The organism is uncultured Eubacterium sp. (assembly GCF_945980375.1).
Classification (GTDB): Bacteria; Bacillota; Clostridia; order Oscillospirales; family Acutalibacteraceae; genus Eubacterium_R.
Window position 1 is genome coordinate 32,688 of record NZ_CAMFQO010000009.1, and the last position, 16,589, is coordinate 49,276.

A 16,589-nucleotide genomic window follows, 5' to 3' on the forward strand; every position below is an offset into this window, starting at 1 on the left:
TATTTCGCAGGAGCACGGTGCTTTGTGCCCCTGCGTTTTATTTTTTGTTGAAAATGTTTATGTATGATTACCATTTTGATTTTGGTTTTCAGCGGGCTTTTTGGTATAAAAAGAGAATTTTTCCGCAAAAGTTGTTAAATTATTGACAATTAAACACCGATAATATAAAATAATTTCAAATTTGATTGTCTATTATTTAACAAACTTGTTGGAAGGTAGTGATATTTATGGCAAACAGACGAGTAGCACTTGTCGGTTGCGGTATGGTTGGTATGAGCTATGCGTATGCATTGCTTAATTCCGACCTTTGTAATGAGCTGATTCTTATTGACGTAAACGAGGATAAGGCAAAGGGCGAGGCAATGGACCTTAACCATGGATTGTGCTTTTCGAGTTCTCATATGAAAATTCGTGCAGGCTCATTTGAGGATTGTGCATATGCAGACCTTGTTGTAATCACAGCGTCTGCCGGCTCAAGAAAGCCGGGCGAAACCCGCTTTGACCAGCTTAACAAAAACGTTGCAATATTCAAGTCCTTTGTTTCAAAGATTGTTGCATCGGGCTTTAACGGAATTTTTCTTGTTGCGTCAAATCCCGTTGATGTTATGACAAGGGTTACCTATGAGCTTTCAGGCTTTCCTGCAAACCGCGTTATCGGCTCGGGCACAACTCTTGACACGGCAAGACTTCGTTATCTTGTGGGCGATTATTTTCAGGCAGATCCGCACTCTGTTCACGGCTATGTTATAGGTGAGCACGGCGACAGCGAATTTGTGCCGTTCAGCCAGCTTAATCTTTCTACAAAAAATGTTGAGGAATTTTTCAATGACGAAAGATTTGCAAACGATTACAAGCGCGAGGATATTGAAAGAATTATCGAAAAGGTTAAGGATTCGGGCGCAGAGGTTATCAAGCTTAAGGGCGCAACCTATTACGGCATCGGTATGAGCCTTGTAAGAATCACCAAGGCAATCTTCGGTGACGAAAACAGCGTTATTACCGTATCATCAAGGCTTAACGGCGAATACGGTATGCGTGATGTTTACCTCGGTCTTCCTGCCTATGTAAACCGTAACGGCGTAAGAAAAATACTTCCCCTTAATTTGACCGATGAGGAGATTGAAAAGCTTCGCAACAGCTACAATATTCTTAAAGGGTCATACGAGGGACTAAATATGTAATTATACAAGAGGGCATCTATCCGATAGGTGTCCTTTTGTTGTGCAAATTTTGAGCAATATTGTGCAAGTTTTTAACATACCCCGAGCAGATTTACAAAAAATAAAGTTTTATCAAGGATATTTTTGTTAAAGTAACTGAAAATGCAGAAATTGTTATTTTTTTAACAATTAACCCTTGATATTGATTTTTGACGAATATATAATATAAAAGAAAAAAATTAGACGGACGTATATAGGAGGAAAAGAATTATGAAATACCGTATTGAACACGATTCAATGGGCGAGGTAAAGGTTCCTGCCGACAAGTATTGGGCAGCACAAACCGAGCGTAGCCACGAAAATTTCAAAATCGGTGTGGGCATTGAGGTTATGCCAAGGGAGATTACTCACGCATTCGGCGTTCTCAAGAAGGCTGCCGCTATTGCAAACAATCAGCTTAAGCCTGAAAAAATGACCGATGAAAAGCTTGCGGCTATCTCGCAGGCGTGCGATGAGGTTATGAGCGGTGAGCTCAACGAGCATTTTCCGCTTGTTGTTTGGCAGACAGGCTCAGGCACACAGTCAAATATGAACGCAAACGAGGTTATTGCCAACCGCGGTAACGAAATTGCAAATAAGGTTATTCTTCACCCCAATGACGACATCAATATGTCACAGTCATCAAACGACACTTTCCCGACAGCTATGAGCATTGCGGCTGTGTTGGGAATTGAGGATAAGGTTTTCCCCGCACTCGATAAGCTTATTGCAACATTTAAGAGACTTGAGAAGGAAAACGAAGGCATCGTTAAGTCGGGCAGAACTCATTTGCAGGACGCAACGCCTATCACATTTTCACAGGAAATCAGCGGTTGGAGAAGCTCTCTTGAAAAGGACAGAAAATTGCTTGAGATTGCCCTTCCCGAGCTCAAGGAGCTTGCACTCGGCGGTACGGCAGTAGGCACGGGACTCAACGCACCAAAGGGCTTTGACGAAAAGGTGGCTCAGGCAGTAAGCGAAATCACAGGCAAAGCGTTTATCACTGCTCCTAATAAGTTCCACGCTCTCACATCAAAGGACGAGATTGTATTTGCACACGGTGCACTTAAGGCTCTTGCGGCAGACCTTATGAAGATAGCAAACGATGTTCGTTGGCTTGCATCGGGTCCACGTCTTGGCTTGGGCGAAATCACTATTCCCGAAAATGAGCCGGGCTCATCAATTATGCCGGGTAAGGTTAACCCAACACAGTGCGAGGCTGTAACAATGGTTGCAGTTCAGGTTATGGGTAACGATGCCGCTATCGGTATGGCGGCTTCGCAGGGTAACTTTGAGCTTAACGTGTTTATGCCTGTTATCATCTATAATTTTACACAGTCTGTAAGACTTCTGTCGGAGGTTATGGTTTCGTTTAACGACAACTGTGCAGTAGGCATTAAGGCAAACGAGATGAAGATGGCAAACAATCTTCACAATTCACTTATGCTTGTTACTGCTCTTAACCCATATATCGGATATGAAAAGGCTGCAAAGACAGCAAAGCTTGCATACAAGAACAATATTTCTCTCAAGGCTGCCTGTGTTGAGCTTGGATTCTTGACAGAGGAAAAGTTTGACGAGGTTTTCCATCCGGAAAATATGGTTTGATTATTACCGCTACATTACAAAGGAGAATAGAATGATGACCTTTAGTTATTATCCGGGATGCACCTTAAAAACAAAGGCGCAGGAATTGGATAAATACGCCAGAATGTCGGCAAAGGCTCTCGGCGTGGAGCTTGAGGAATTGCCTGATTGGCAATGCTGCGGCGGTGTTTATCCTATGGCAAAGGATGAAATTGCCACTAAGCTTTCCTCTGTGCGTGCCCTTAATAAATCAAAGGAATTAGGCAACGACCTTGTAACTATGTGCTCCGCCTGCCACAATGTTATTAAGCAGGTTAACAACGATATGAAGGACGAGGAAATTGCAGACAAGGTTGCAAGATATATGGGGCTTGGTGAAGCGTATCGCGGCGAAACAAATGTTATTCACTTTCTTGAGCTTTTACGCGACAGAATAGGCTTTGACAAAATCAAGTCAATGGTAACAAATCCGCTTAAGGACAAAAAAATTGCCGCATATTACGGCTGTTTGCTTTTGCGTCCAAGCAGTGTTATGCAAATGGATGACCCTGAAAATCCTACTATTATGGAGGATTTTATTAAGGCGTTGGGCGCAACACCTGTTGTATATTCAATGCGTAACGAATGCTGCGGCGGTTACACAACAATCGGCAATAAGCCTTTGGCGGCTTCAAAGGGCAATGCCGTGCTTGAAAACGCAGTAAACAACGGTGCCCAGATGATTATTACTGCCTGCCCGCTTTGTATGTATAACCTAAATAAGAATGCTACGGATTACGATGTGCCGGTGGTATATTTTACACAGCTTCTTGCACAGGCACTCGGCTTAATCGGCGAATAAGGAGGACTTGCAGATGGAAAATAAAAATCTTAAAGAGCAGGTTATCCGCAGTGCCGGTGTTAATCCGCTTAAATGTATGGGTTGCGGAAAATGCTCGGCAACCTGCCCTTCGTACGACAGTATGGAATATCATCCCCATCAGTTTGTTTCTATGGTGGCAAACGGTATGATAGAGCCTCTTATGGAGAGCGAATCGCTGTACACCTGCCTTTCCTGCCTTGCATGTATAGAAAGATGCCCGAGAGGTGTTGAGCCTGCAAGATTTGTTGAGGCTGTAAGGCTTGCAAAAATTCGTCAGCAGGGTGCCAAGCATATGAACGCACAGGATATTCCGTCACAGTGGGATGAGGATTTACCGCAGCAGGCTATCGTTTCTGCGTTAAGAAAGTATTGGAAGTAAGGAGGAGTAAAAGATATGCACAGAATAGGCGTATTCGTTTGTTGGTGCGGTAGCAATATCGCCGGCACGGTTGATGTTCATAGGGTTGCAGAGTCTCTCAAAAACGAGCCGGGCGTGGTTTACTCCACCGATTATCAATATATGTGCTCCGAGGCAGGGCAAAATCTTGTAAAGGACGCAATCAGGGATTATAACCTCACAGGTGTTGTAATTTGCTCCTGCTCACCGCGTATGCACGAAAATACCTTCCGCAAGGCGGCGGCTTCGGTTGGCCTTAATCCGTATATGGTAGAGATTGCCAACATTCGCGAGCAATGCTCCTGGATACATAAGGATATGCAAACAGCCACCGAAAAGGCAGTTATTTTGGGCAGAGCCGCTATTGCAAAGGTTCAGCTCAACACACCGCTTGTTGCAGGCGAAAGCCCTGTTACAAAGCGTGCCCTTGTTATCGGCGGAGGTATCGCAGGTATTCAAACCGCCCTTGATATTGCCGAGGCAGGCTTTGAGGTTGATATTGTTGAAAAGTCACCTACCATCGGCGGAAAAATGGCACAGATAGACAAAACATTCCCAACCCTCGACTGCGCGGCGTGTATCCTCACACCAAAGATGGTAGAGGCCGCACAGCAGGAAAAAATCAAGATTTATTCCTACAGCGAGGTTGAAGAGGTAAAGGGATTTGTAGGTAACTTTAATGTTAAGATTAAGCGCAAGGCAAGATTTGTAAACGAGGACATTTGCACGGGTTGCGGACTTTGCACCGAAAAATGCCCTATGAAAAAGGTGCCAAACGAATTTAATCTCGGTATGGATAACCGTAGTGCAATATATATTCCGTTTGCACAGGCCGTACCAAAGGTTGCAACCATTGACCCCAACTATTGTATTAAGATGAAAACCGGCAAGTGCGGTCTTTGTTCCACCGTTTGCGAGGCAAAGGCTATCAATTACGACGCCAAGGATGAATATATCGACGCACAGTATGGTGCTATTGTTGTTGCAACAGGCTTTGAGCCGATAAAGGTTGATAAGTTCGACGAGTTTGCGTACAATCAGTCACCTGATGTTGTTACATCTCTTGAGTACGAAAGATTGATGAATGCGGCAGGCCCTACAAGCGGAACCCTGCTCAGACCGTCGGACCACGAGCATCCGCACACCATCGTGTTTGTACAGTGCGTAGGCTCCCGTTGTGCCGAAACCGACCCAAAGGGCAAGCCGTATTGCTCAAAGGTATGCTGTATGTACACTGCAAAGCACGCAATGCTTACCAGAGAAAAATATCCTGACACGGATGTTTATGTGTTCTACATTGATGTTCGTACTCCGGGCAAGAATTTTGACGAATTTTACCGCAGAGCCGTAGAGGAATACGGAGTGCATTACGTAAAGGGTATGGTTGGCAAGGTTGTTCCCGACGGCAAAAAGCTAAGGGTTCAGGCATCCGATTTGCTTAATAACAGACAACTGCATATCGATGCGGATATGGTTGTGCTTGCGGCGGCTGTTGAGCCCGACAAGTCTGCAAGACCTCTTGCAACAATGCTCACCGCATCTATGGACACCAACGATTTCTTCACCGAGGCTCACCCAAAGCTTCGCCCTGTGGAATCACCTACTGCAGGCGTATTCCTGTCGGGTATGTGTCAGGGTCCAAAGGATATTCCTGAAACCGTATCACAGGCTTCGGCATGTGCGGCAAAGGTTATCGGTCTGCTCGTTAAGGATAAGCTTACCTGCAATCCGTGTGTTGCTCACAGCGATGAGATGATGTGTAACGGCTGCTCGTCGTGCGAAAAGGTTTGCCCTTACGGTGCAATAACCTATCAGGACAAGGAGTTCCGTATGCCGGACAGAACAATTCAAATCAGGCGTGTTGCAAGCGTAAACCCTGCCGTATGTCAGGGCTGCGGTGCCTGTACGGTTGCCTGTCCGTCAGGTGCTATGGATCTTAACGGATTTTCCAACAAGCAAATTATGGCGGAGGTAGATGCAATATGCAAGTAGAGAATAAAGAATTTAAGCCTAAAATTGTAGCATTCTGCTGTAATTGGTGCTCATATGCAGGTGCCGATTTGGCAGGCACAAACAGACTTAACTATCCTGCCGATGTAAAGATTATTCGTGTGCCATGCTCATGCAGAGTAAATCCTATGTTTGTTCTGCGTGCGTTTCAAAGAGGTGCCGACGGCGTAATTATGTGCGGATGCCATCCGGGCGACTGCCATTACACTACCGGCAACTATTATGCAAGAAGAAGAATGACTCTGCTTTTTTCCATGCTCGATTATCTCGGTATAGAAAAGGGCAGAACAAGGGTAGAATGGGTGTCTGCCGCAGAGGGACAAAAATTCGCCGAAACAATGAATAGCTTTGTGGAAACTATTTATCAGCTCGGCGAAAATAAAAGATTGGAGGACTTGAGATGCAAAAACAAATAATTGCAAAGGCAAAGGAACTCCTCCAAAACGGCACTGTTGACAGAGTGCTCGGCTGGAAAATCGGCGAATTTAAGTACGACTTAACTCCGGGTGTGTTCACCTCACCCGAGGAGGTTGACAGCGATTTTGTGTACAACACCTTCTCGTGCGCCAACCTTTCAAAGTATCTTGTTAAGCAAACAAGAAAGGACGCAGACAAAATTGCAATTTTTGTAAAGCCGTGCGATTCATATAGCCTTCAGCAGCTTATCAAGGAGCATAGGGTTGACAGAGAAAGGGTGTATATTATAGGTATTGAGTGCTTTGGCAAAACCGATATTAATAAGGTTAAGGCTTTAGGACTTAATGCTATCAGCGATATTAAGGAGGACGACACCTCCATTACCGTTGAAACCGTGTACGGTGACAAAAAGACCGTGCAAAAATATGAGGTTATGGCAGAGCGCTGTCTGTCGTGCAAGAGCAAAAAAATCGTAATTTATGACGAGCTTATCGGCGAAAACGGTGATGTAGTAGACTCTGACAGATTTGACGAGGTTGCAAGGCTTGAGGCTATGACACCCGATGAAAGATTTGCTTTTTGGCAAAACGAGCTTTCAAGGTGCATACGTTGCAACGCTTGCAGAAATGTATGCCCTGCCTGCACCTGTGAAAAATGCGTGTTTGACAATGATGAGTCGGGCGTTGCTCAAAAGGCAGCCCAAACAAGCTTTGAGGAAAGCAATTTTCACATTATCCGTGCGTTTCACGTTGCCGGACGTTGTACCGATTGCGGCGAATGTTCACGTGTTTGTCCTCAAAATATTCCGCTTCACCTGCTTAACAGAAAGTTCATCAAGGATGCTAACGAGCTTTACGGTGAATATCAGGCAGGCGCAGACGCAGACAGCAGATATCCGCTTGTTAATTTCGATTTTGACGATTGCGAGCCAAGTGTTGTTTATGAGAGAGGAGGACAGGAATAATGAAAAAGATTTCTATGTCGCAAATCGACTCTCTCTTTAAGGCTATTGCAGAGCATCAGGCACTGTACATTCCAACCGATAACGGTGATGTTGCAGAGTTTGCAAGATATAAGGACGGTATGAAGCTTACCGAAAGGTATAACACCAACCGCTCTGCAAAGGATTTCTTCTTCCCGCAGACAGAAAGCCTTTACGATATTCGTATGAACGGACCAAAGCTTGAGATTAAGGATACCAGACAGGAATGTGAGGACTTTGTTGTGTTCGGCGTTCGAGGCTGTGATGTCAGAGCATTTGAGATTTTAGACAGAGTTTTCCTCGTGGAGCCTGTTGATACATATTATAAAAACAGAAGAAGCCACGCAACAATAATTTCCTTTGCGTGCAACAGACCGGAGGAAACCTGCTTTTGTAACGCCTTTGGCATAGATGCCTCCGACCCGCAGGGTGATGTTACCGCTTGGCAAAACGGCGACACTCTTTACCTTGAAGCCAAAACAGAAAAGGGTGCAGACCTTATTGCAAGGCTTGGCGATGCTTTGCAGGACAGCGACAGCGCACCCGTAGAGCAGGTTAAAAGCGCAGTTAAAACCGTTATGGGCAAGCTTCCTCTCGGTAACACCTCGTTTGAGGGTATGAAGAACAGCGATTTGCTCAATCACTTTAATAACGAAAAATGGGGCGAGCTCAGCGAGTCGTGCATTGGCTGTGGCACCTGTACCTTTGTGTGCCCAACCTGTCAGTGCTACGACATCAGAGAGTTTGACACCGGCAACGGAGTTAAAAAGTTTAGGTGCTGGGACAGCTGTATGTACAGCGATTTTACCAAGATGGCTCACGGCAATCCCCGTGTATCACAGCTTGAGCGCTTCCGCCAAAGGTTTATGCACAAGCTTGTGTATTTTCCGGATAACAACGACGGCATATTCGGTTGCGTAGGCTGTGGCAGATGCCTTGCAAAATGCCCTATTTCAATGAATATCGTAAAGGTAGAAAAAGCATTGGAGGTTGAAGCATAATGAATAACGAAACCTTAATTCCTCAAATCGGTGTTGTTACGGATATTCGACAGGACACCCCCGATGTAAAAACCTTTAGGGTAAATGCTCTTGAGGGCGGCAAGGTGTTTGAGCATATTCCGGGACAGTGCGCAATGCTTTCTATTCCCGGTGCAGGCGAGGGTATGTTTTCTATCACCTCGTCACCTACCAATAAGGAATATATGGAGTTCAGCATCAAAAAGTGCGGCTGCCTTACATCGTGGCTTCATATGATGGATGTTGGACAGGAAATTGCAATCAGGGGTCCGTACGGCAACGGCTTTCCTGTTGATACCGATTTTGCAGGCAAGGATTTGCTTTTTATTGCCGGCGGTATCGGTCTTGCTCCGTTACGCTCGGTAATCAACTATTGCCGAGATAACCGAGACAAGTACGGCTCTATTGATATTGTGTACGGTTCTCGCAGTATGGATGACCTTGTTGATTATCAAGAGATTATTGACGAATGGTGCAGCGAGGACGGCATCAACGTTTATCTTACCATTGACCGCGAGCAGGAGGGCTGGGACGGTCACGTTGGCTTTGTTCCCGATTATGTTAAGGAGCTTGGCTTTGACACAAACAAAACCTGCGTTATCTGCGGTCCGCCTATTATGATTAAGTTTACCCTGCAGGGACTTATCGCTCTTGGCTTTGAAAAAACACAGGTCTACACTACTATGGAGCTTAGGATGAAATGCGGCGTCGGCAAGTGCGGTCGTTGTAATATCGGCAACAGGTATGTGTGCAAGGACGGTCCGGTTTTTCGTTGTGATGAGCTGGACGAATTGCCTGACGAATATTAAGATTGGGAGGATATTGGATTTATGGAAAATAATATGGTTAATGTTTATTTGTTCGGCAAAAGGTACAGCGTGCCGTCAAGCCTTACAATAATGAGCGCAATGGAATATGCCGGCTATCAGCTCAAAAGGGGCTGTGGTTGCCGCAACGGATTTTGCGGTGCGTGTGCAACCATTTACAGAATTGCCGGAGATAAGGAGTTAAAGGCTTGCCTCGCCTGTCAAACACAGGTTCAGGAGGGTATGTATATTGCAACTCTTCCTTTCTTCCCGCTTGTTAAAGAGCCTTATGATATAGAAAAAATCAGCACAAACGAAGCTGTTATGATGCAGCTTTATCCCGAGATTTATGCCTGTGTCGGCTGTAACGCCTGCACAAATGCCTGTACTCAGGAGCTTAACGTTATGCAGTATATTGCATATGCTCAAAGAGGTGAATTTGAAAAGTGCGCCGAGGAAAGCTTTGACTGCGTAATGTGCGGCGTATGCTCATCAAGGTGCCCGGCGGGTATCTCTCATCCGCAGGTTGCCCTGCTGGCAAGAAGAATTAACGGCAAGTATCTCGCTCCGGAGAGTAAGCACCTGACAAACAGAGTTCAGGAAATTAAGGACGGCACATTTGAGGAGCTCCTTCAAAATCTTATGCAAAAGCCGATTGAGGAAATGAAAGAGCTTTATAATAACAGAGAGATAGAAAAGTAAGGAGGCGGTTGAAATGTATAATAAAGAAATGCAGGAATCCATGCAAAGGGTTGCGGCAAACAGAGCAGAAAACGCAGTTTTTGAGCCTCGTCGTATGACAGCACAGGAAAAGGACACCCTCCTTGCAACATATCATCCCGACTACAAGCAGGACCAGTTTGCTACTCTTCAAATAGGACCGAACAAGGGTGAAAAGGTACCGCTTGAGCTTGCAGATTTGCTTCAGGCTCACAGCAGAATTAACCCTGCCGATATTGATTTGAGCAAGGTTGACTATGATGTTGACGTGCTTATCATCGGCGGCGGCGGTGCAGGTGCCTCTGCCGCTATCGAGGCAGATAACAACGGTGCATCCTGTATGATTGTTACCAAGCTCAGAATCGGCGATGCCAACACAATGATGGCAGAGGGCGGTATTCAGGCTGCGGACAAGGAAAATGATTCTCCTGCACAGCATTATATTGATGCATTCGGCGGAGGTCACTTTGCCGCAAAGCCGGAGCTTCTTTACAAGCTTGTAAATGACGCACCCGAGGCTATTCAGTGGCTTAACAATTTGGGTGTAGAGTTTGATAAGGATGCAGACGGAACAATGGTAACAACCCACGGCGGCGGTACATCACGCAAGAGAATGCACGCCGCAAAGGACTATTCCGGTGCAGAGATTATGCGAACCCTGCGTGACGAGGTACAAAACAGAAGAATACCTATCGTGGACTTTACAGCCGCTATTGAGCTTATTAAGGACACACAGGGCAAAATTGCCGGTGCCGTTCTTATGAATATGGAAACACAGGAAATCCTGATTGCCAGGGCAAAGACTGTTGTCATTGCAACAGGCGGTGCAGGCAGGCTTCATTATCAGGGCTTCCCAACCTCAAATCACTACGGTGCAACAGCCGACGGACTTATTCTCGGCTACCGTGCAGGAGCAAAGCTTTTGTACGCAGACACCTTGCAGTATCACCCGACAGGTGTTGCTTTTCCGGAGCAGATTTTCGGCGCCTTGGTTACGGAAAAGGTGCGCTCTCTCGGTGCAAAGCTTGTCAATGTAAACGGCGAGGTGTTTATGCATCCGCTTGAAACCCGTGATGTTTCAGCGGCATCAATTATCCGCGAATGTTCTACAAACGGCAACGGAGTACATACCGATGACGGTATAGGTGTATGGCTTGATACTCCTATGATTGAGCTTAAAAACGGTGAGGGTACTATCGAAAAGAGAATTCCGGCCATGATGAGAATGTTTGGCAAGTACGGAATAGATATTCGCAAGGAGCCTATCCTTGTATATCCTACCCTCCATTACCAAAACGGCGGACTTGACATTAGTGCAAACGGTATGACCGCTGTTGAAAATCTGTATGTTGCAGGTGAGGCCGTTGGCGGTATCCACGGCAGAAACAGGCTTATGGGCAACTCGCTTCTTGACATTATTGTTTTCGGCAGAAATGCAGGTAAAAACGCATCTGCCAAGGCAAAGGAAACCGAGCTTGCGGATTTGACGCTTGCCCACGTTAGCGATTTTGAAAACGAAATTAAGGATGCAGGATTGCAAAGCGATATTGTATCACCAAAGCTTTTGCCTGATTACACCCGAAAGGTAAATGAAAAATAAGGGGTGTAATTAATGGATTTAGGTATTTTATCCGTAAGCGGTGTAGCTTTTTTGACCTTTAGTGTGCTTGCAATATCTGCTCTCGGCTACATGCTTGGCAGAATAACCGTTAAGGGAGTAAATCTCGGCACGGCAGGCGTGTTCATTGTTGCATTGCTGTTTGGTGCATTTTTGTTCCCTGTTCTTGAAAAACAGCTTGTTGTCGGTGATGTCAACGCTGTATCCTTTACAAAAGAGGCACTTAAGATTGTAGAAAATCTCGGCTTGATTTTCTTTGTAACCTCTGTCGGCTTTATCGCAGGACCAAGGTTTTTCAGAAATATGAAAAAGAACTTTAAGTCCTATGTTTTGATCGGCTTGGTTATTATCGGTGCAGGCGCACTCGTTTGCGTGCTTTGCATTGTTTTGGGCGGTAGGGTGACCTCTGTTGACCACGACACCTTCAAGTCCACAATGGTTGGCCTGCTTGCAGGTGCTCTTACCTCAACACCGGCCTTCTCCGCTTCAAAGGAAGCAGTCAGCGAAATGGGGGCTCATTTTGAGGATGCCGTTTCGGCAGGCTACGCCATTGCGTATCTGTTCGGCGTTATCGGCGTTGTGCTTTTTGTGCAAATCGTTCCAAAGCTTGCAAAGGCAGATATGAGCGAGGAGCTGAAAAAAATCTCTGTACAGGCGGGTGACGAAAAGAAAAAGGCCGTCAGCGACCTTGTTAAAATTGATGATTTGGGGCTTGCCGCGTTTGCCCTGGCTGCAATTCTCGGTGTTATGGTTGGCTCAATTAAGGTTAAAGGCTTTTCTCTCACAACAACAGGTGGATGTATTTTGATTGCCCTCGTGTTCGGGCACTTTGGCAGAGTCGGCAAAATCAGCATTATGCCGGAGCAGTCTGTGCTTCGAACCCTGCGAGAGCTCGGCCTTATGATGTTCCTTATCGGCGCAGGTGTAACGGGCGGTGCAAAGTTTGTGCAGTATTTTGAGCCTGTTTATTTCCTTTACGGCGCAGTGTTAACCCTTTTGCCTATGATTATAGGATTTGTTTTTGCCAAGTATGTTTTGAAAATGCCGTTGCTTAATAACCTTGGCTCAATCACGGGCGGTATGACAAGTACCCCGGCACTCGGCACACTCATCAGTGTGGCAGGCACCGAGGATGTTGCGGCGGCATACGCGGCAACATATCCCATCGCGCTCATCAGCGTGGTAATCGCCTCAAAGCTAATAATTATGTTTTGTTAATACTGATTGCCCTCGTATTTAATATAGGAGGGCAATTTTAATTGTTGTATAAATAAAAACCGTAGTTCATAAAAACTACGGTTTTTGTTTTAGCCTTATGTTTTCTTTTTTGTTGTGTCGGCTTTGTCGGTGCTGTCCTTTTCGGATGCCTTCTTGTCATCCTTTTTGGTTGTTGTTGCCTTTGTTGTGGATGGCTTTGGCTTTTTGTATCGGCTGATTGTACGGTAGTTTTGCTTGCCGTTTACCGTACGGGTTAAGATGTATTCATCACCTTTTTTGGTTATGTCAATTTTTACACCGTCAACCCTCACATCCTCCTTGCCGTACAGCGAGCAGGTCAGCTTGCCGTTTTCGCAGGTCATCTTAATTCGCACGTCGCAGCCGAGGTTGTTTTTGAACTTAAAATCCTTGCTGTTCCATTGAACAGTTGCGTCACCGCCGAGAGGCACATAGCCTATTTCGAGTGAGTGGTATGTTCTGTAAACAATTTCAACATTAGCTCTCAATACACATTCAAACAGAGTGGAGCTTACCTGACAGACTCCGCCGCCGAGACCGTCAACAAATTCTCCGCCGTTGATAACCTTTGCAGTTTTGTAGCCTGCTGTTACCGTTCTCTTGCCGACCGTTTGGTTAAATGAAAACACAGCGTCATTTGGAATTTTGATGTTGTTGAGCTTGCTTACAGCAGCCTTTAGGTTGGCAGTTCTTGTTTCATCGCTCGAACGGTAGTATGATGTGTAGGTTGCAAGCTTGTATGGGTAATCACCCTCACTGTCCTTTGAAAGACCGGGGTAAACCTTTTGTGTTTTGTTTTCCTTAAAGGTGGTGTCCAAGTCCTCGGTTGTTGTGGGCTTGGTAGTGGTTTCGGTTGTCGTTTCGCTTGTTTGGGCTTGTTCGTCGCTGTTGCTTGCCGAGCATCCTGCGACTGTACATATTACCGCTGTAAACGCAAGCAAAACGGCAAGCAGCTTTTTACTTCTTTTCTCTTTCATCACAATACTTGCCTTCATTTATTTTTGATTTTTGTACGGCTTTTTTCTTGCAACCCATCCTTCCTTGTTAACCTGCTTTGCCCTTGCAACAGACAAAGCCTCGTCCGGTATGTCGTCTGTTATTGTTGAGCCTGCCGCAATATATGCAAGCTCGCCCACCTTAACGGGAGCAATAAGGTTTGTGTTGCATCCTATAAATGCACCGTCGCCGATTGTGCATCTTGATTTTTCTTTTCCGTCAAAGTTGGAGGTAACCGTTCCGCAGCCGAAGTTAACATTTTTTCCGACGTCGCTGTCACCGATGTATGTCAAGTGAGCACTCTTTGTACCCTCGCCGACAACGGAATTCTTAACCTCCACAAAGTTGCCGATGTGTACACCCTTTTTCAGCACACTGCCTGCCCTGACCTTAACAAACGGTCCGCAGTCGGCTCCGTCTTCAATTTTGCTGTCTGTTACCTTGCAGTTGTCAAGGATAACCTCGTTGCCTATTTCACTGTCCTTGATATATGTGTTGGGACCGATTACACAGCCGTCACCTATAACGGTGTTGCCCAAAATAATTGTGTTTGGCAAAATCCTTGTTGAACCGCCTATTTTGACATCCTTGCCTATCATAACACCGTCGGTGCATTGAATGTCAACACCGTCAAGCATAAGCGAATCATTGTTGTTTCTTCTCATAATGTTGTTAAGGATGTTGAGCTGCTTTCTGTCGTTTGCACCGAGGATAGCCTCGTTGTTTTCACATACATAGGCACCTGCGTTCATACCCTTCTTGATGAGGATTTCAAGGCTGTCGGTCAGGTAGTATTCGTTTTGTGCGTTGTTGTTTGTAATTCGGTCAAGCGCATAAAGTAGCTCACTGCCGTTAAACCAGTATGTTCCTGCGTTTGATTCGTTAATCTTTTTTTGCTCCTCGTTTGCGTCCTTGTGTTCGATGATACGCTCAAGCACACCGTTTTCGTCACGCTTGATGTGACCTATACCGTCTGTGTCCTCAACAATGGCAGAAATCAGGGTGATTGCGTTGTTGTTTTGCTTGTGGTAATCATATGCCTTGTTGATTGTGTCTGCATCCATAAGCGGACCGTCACCGTTGAGTATAAGAATATCATCGTCCCTGTGAGCGGAAATGAAATCCCTTGCCTGCATAACTGCGTGACCTGTTCCGAGCTGTGGCTCCTGCAGGGCAGTTTTGATTTTGCTGTCGTACGAGCTTAGGTATCCCTCAACAATTTCGTGTTTGTATCCGGTGATAACGCAGATGTCCTCGGCACCGGCATCCTTAACCGCATCTACAACATATTTTATCATAGGCTCAAAGATAACCTCGCACATAACCTTGGGTGCGTCTGTTTTCATTCTGGTACCTTTTCCGCCTGCAAGGATAATTGCACATTTCATATCGGGTTCCCTCTCTTAAAAAGCTAATCTGTACTTTGTTGTTAATTCGCTGATTTTATATAATTATGCACTATATTTGATAATTTTTCAACTGTTTTATAATATATTCGTTAAATAATGAAAAAAATGTTTGAAATTACCATTGTTGTATGGTATACTTTTATCGGATTATTCTGCATTGTCGTAAATCCCGCAGGATAAACATCAAATTCGTATAAATTTTTAGGAGGTAACTCAAATGTCAAACAAATGGGTATACATGTTTGAAGAAGGCGACATGACCATGCGTAACCTACTTGGCGGTAAGGGTGCAAACCTTGCAGAGATGACCAAGATCGGTCTTCCTGTACCGCAGGGCTTTACTGTAACAACAGAGGCTTGTACACAGTATTACGAGGATGGTCGTAAAATCAACGATGAGATTATGACTCAGGTCATGGAAGGCGTTGCAAAAATGGAGGAGATCAACGGCAAAAAGTTCGGTGATCTTAAGAATCCTCTTTTGGTATCTGTACGTTCAGGTGCAAGAGCATCAATGCCCGGTATGATGGATACAATCCTTAACCTCGGCCTTAACGACCAGGTAGTAGAAACTATGATCGCAGGTAACGATGATCCTGCCTTCGAGCGTTTCGTATATGACTCATACAGAAGATTCATCCAGATGTTCTCTGATGTAGTTATGGAGGTTGGTAAGAAGTATTTTGAGCAGCTTATCGACAAGATGAAGGAAGAAAAGGGTGTTCAGTTCGACGTAGATCTTACTGCTGCCGACCTTAAAGAACTTGCAAATCAGTTTAAGGCTGAGTACAAGAATCAGCTTGGCACAGATTTCCCTTCAGACCCTGTTGAGCAGCTCAAGCTTGCTATCGAGGCTGTATTCAGATCATGGGATAACCCTCGTGCAAATGTATATCGTAGAGATAACGATATCCCTTATTCATGGGGTACTGCTGTTAACGTAATGCCTATGGTATTCGGTAACCTTAACAATCAGTCAGGTACAGGTGTTGCATTTACCCGTGACCCTGCAACCGGTGAAAATAAGTTGATGGGTGAGTTCCTCATCAACGCACAGGGCGAGGACGTTGTAGCAGGCGTTCGTACTCCTATGCCTATTTCACAGATGGAGCAGGAGTTCCCTGAGGCTTATGCTGACTTTATTAAGGTTTGTGACACTCTTGAAAATCACTACCACGATATGCAGGATATGGAGTTCACCGTAGAAAACGGCAAGCTTTATATGCTTCAGTGCCGTAACGGTAAGAGAACAGCTCCTGCCGCTCTCAAGATTGCGTGCGACCTCGTTGACGAAGGCCACAAGACTCCTGCAGAAGCAGTTGCTATGATTG

At 45.4% G+C, this 16,589-nt stretch carries 15 protein-coding genes; 13 read left to right on the forward strand and 2 right to left on the reverse strand.

From position 1 onward, the window contains the following. Positions 1-227 precede the first annotated feature (227 nt). The 12 genes from Q0P34_RS04115 to Q0P34_RS04170 all read left to right on the forward strand — a co-directional run bounded on the left by Q0P34_RS04115 (position 228) and on the right by Q0P34_RS04170 (position 12,835). Positions 228-1,181: an L-lactate dehydrogenase gene (locus tag Q0P34_RS04115; protein WP_294953283.1), complete on the forward strand. Its 954-nt coding sequence runs from the start codon at positions 228-230 to the stop codon at positions 1,179-1,181. A 249-nt stretch (positions 1,182-1,430) separates the two neighbouring features. Further along, complete coding sequence (fumC, locus tag Q0P34_RS04120; protein WP_294953286.1) at positions 1,431-2,807, forward strand: class II fumarate hydratase; 1,377 nt, start codon at positions 1,431-1,433, stop codon at positions 2,805-2,807. 31 nt (positions 2,808-2,838) lie between these two features. Beyond that, the gene (locus tag Q0P34_RS04125; RefSeq protein WP_366783618.1) at positions 2,839-3,627 is read left to right on the forward strand and encodes a CoB--CoM heterodisulfide reductase iron-sulfur subunit B family protein; all 789 of its coding nucleotides are present in this window, start codon (positions 2,839-2,841) and stop codon (positions 3,625-3,627) included. Between the two features lie 13 nt (positions 3,628-3,640). Further along, entirely contained in the window at positions 3,641-4,027 is a 387-nt protein-coding gene (locus Q0P34_RS04130; protein WP_294953289.1) for a 4Fe-4S dicluster domain-containing protein, read from the forward strand. Between the two features lie 15 nt (positions 4,028-4,042). Continuing rightward, positions 4,043-6,037 carry a CoB--CoM heterodisulfide reductase iron-sulfur subunit A family protein gene (locus Q0P34_RS04135; RefSeq protein ID WP_294953291.1) on the forward strand — a complete coding sequence of 665 codons (1,995 nt, stop codon included), beginning with the start codon at positions 4,043-4,045 and terminating at the stop codon, positions 6,035-6,037. Beyond that, a complete protein-coding gene (locus Q0P34_RS04140; RefSeq protein WP_294953294.1) occupies positions 6,028-6,471 on the forward strand; it encodes a hydrogenase iron-sulfur subunit in 444 nt (147 codons plus the stop codon). The genes Q0P34_RS04135 and Q0P34_RS04140 overlap by 10 nt, the downstream gene beginning before the upstream one ends. Further along, positions 6,456-7,436: a 4Fe-4S dicluster domain-containing protein gene (locus tag Q0P34_RS04145; RefSeq protein ID WP_294953297.1), complete on the forward strand. Its 981-nt coding sequence runs from the start codon at positions 6,456-6,458 to the stop codon at positions 7,434-7,436. The genes Q0P34_RS04140 and Q0P34_RS04145 overlap by 16 nt, the downstream gene beginning before the upstream one ends. Beyond that, positions 7,436-8,455: a 4Fe-4S dicluster domain-containing protein gene (locus tag Q0P34_RS04150; protein ID WP_294953300.1), complete on the forward strand. Its 1,020-nt coding sequence runs from the start codon at positions 7,436-7,438 to the stop codon at positions 8,453-8,455. Before Q0P34_RS04145 ends, Q0P34_RS04150 begins: the two co-directional genes overlap by 1 nt. After that, positions 8,455-9,282: an FAD/NAD(P)-binding protein gene (locus Q0P34_RS04155; RefSeq protein ID WP_294953303.1), complete on the forward strand. Its 828-nt coding sequence runs from the start codon at positions 8,455-8,457 to the stop codon at positions 9,280-9,282. Before Q0P34_RS04150 ends, Q0P34_RS04155 begins: the two co-directional genes overlap by 1 nt. A gap of 21 nt (positions 9,283-9,303) precedes the next feature. Continuing rightward, positions 9,304-9,981 carry a 4Fe-4S dicluster domain-containing protein gene (locus tag Q0P34_RS04160; protein ID WP_294953305.1) on the forward strand — a complete coding sequence of 226 codons (678 nt, stop codon included), beginning with the start codon at positions 9,304-9,306 and terminating at the stop codon, positions 9,979-9,981. Positions 9,982-9,994: 13 nt separating this feature from the next. Next, positions 9,995-11,599 (forward strand): FAD-dependent oxidoreductase, encoded by a 1,605-nt coding sequence (locus Q0P34_RS04165; protein WP_294953308.1) that lies wholly within the window; start codon positions 9,995-9,997, stop codon positions 11,597-11,599. Positions 11,600-11,611: 12 nt separating this feature from the next. After that, positions 11,612-12,835, forward strand: coding sequence for a permease (locus Q0P34_RS04170; protein ID WP_294953311.1), 1,224 nt, complete (start codon positions 11,612-11,614; stop codon positions 12,833-12,835). Between the two features lie 95 nt (positions 12,836-12,930). Here Q0P34_RS04170 and Q0P34_RS04175 read toward each other — a convergent pair whose 3' ends face one another. Then, complete coding sequence (locus Q0P34_RS04175; protein ID WP_294953314.1) at positions 12,931-13,848, reverse strand: VanW family protein; 918 nt, start codon at positions 13,846-13,848, stop codon at positions 12,931-12,933. Beyond that, on the reverse strand, positions 13,849-15,237 hold the full coding sequence (glmU, locus tag Q0P34_RS04180) for a bifunctional UDP-N-acetylglucosamine diphosphorylase/glucosamine-1-phosphate N-acetyltransferase GlmU (RefSeq protein WP_294953317.1): 1,389 nt from the start codon (positions 15,235-15,237) through the stop codon (positions 13,849-13,851). Positions 15,238-15,475: 238 nt separating this feature from the next. Here glmU and Q0P34_RS04185 point away from each other — a divergent pair. Further along, the coding region (locus Q0P34_RS04185; RefSeq protein WP_294953319.1) for a PEP/pyruvate-binding domain-containing protein at positions 15,476-16,589 on the forward strand (1,114 nt) is incomplete at its 3' end.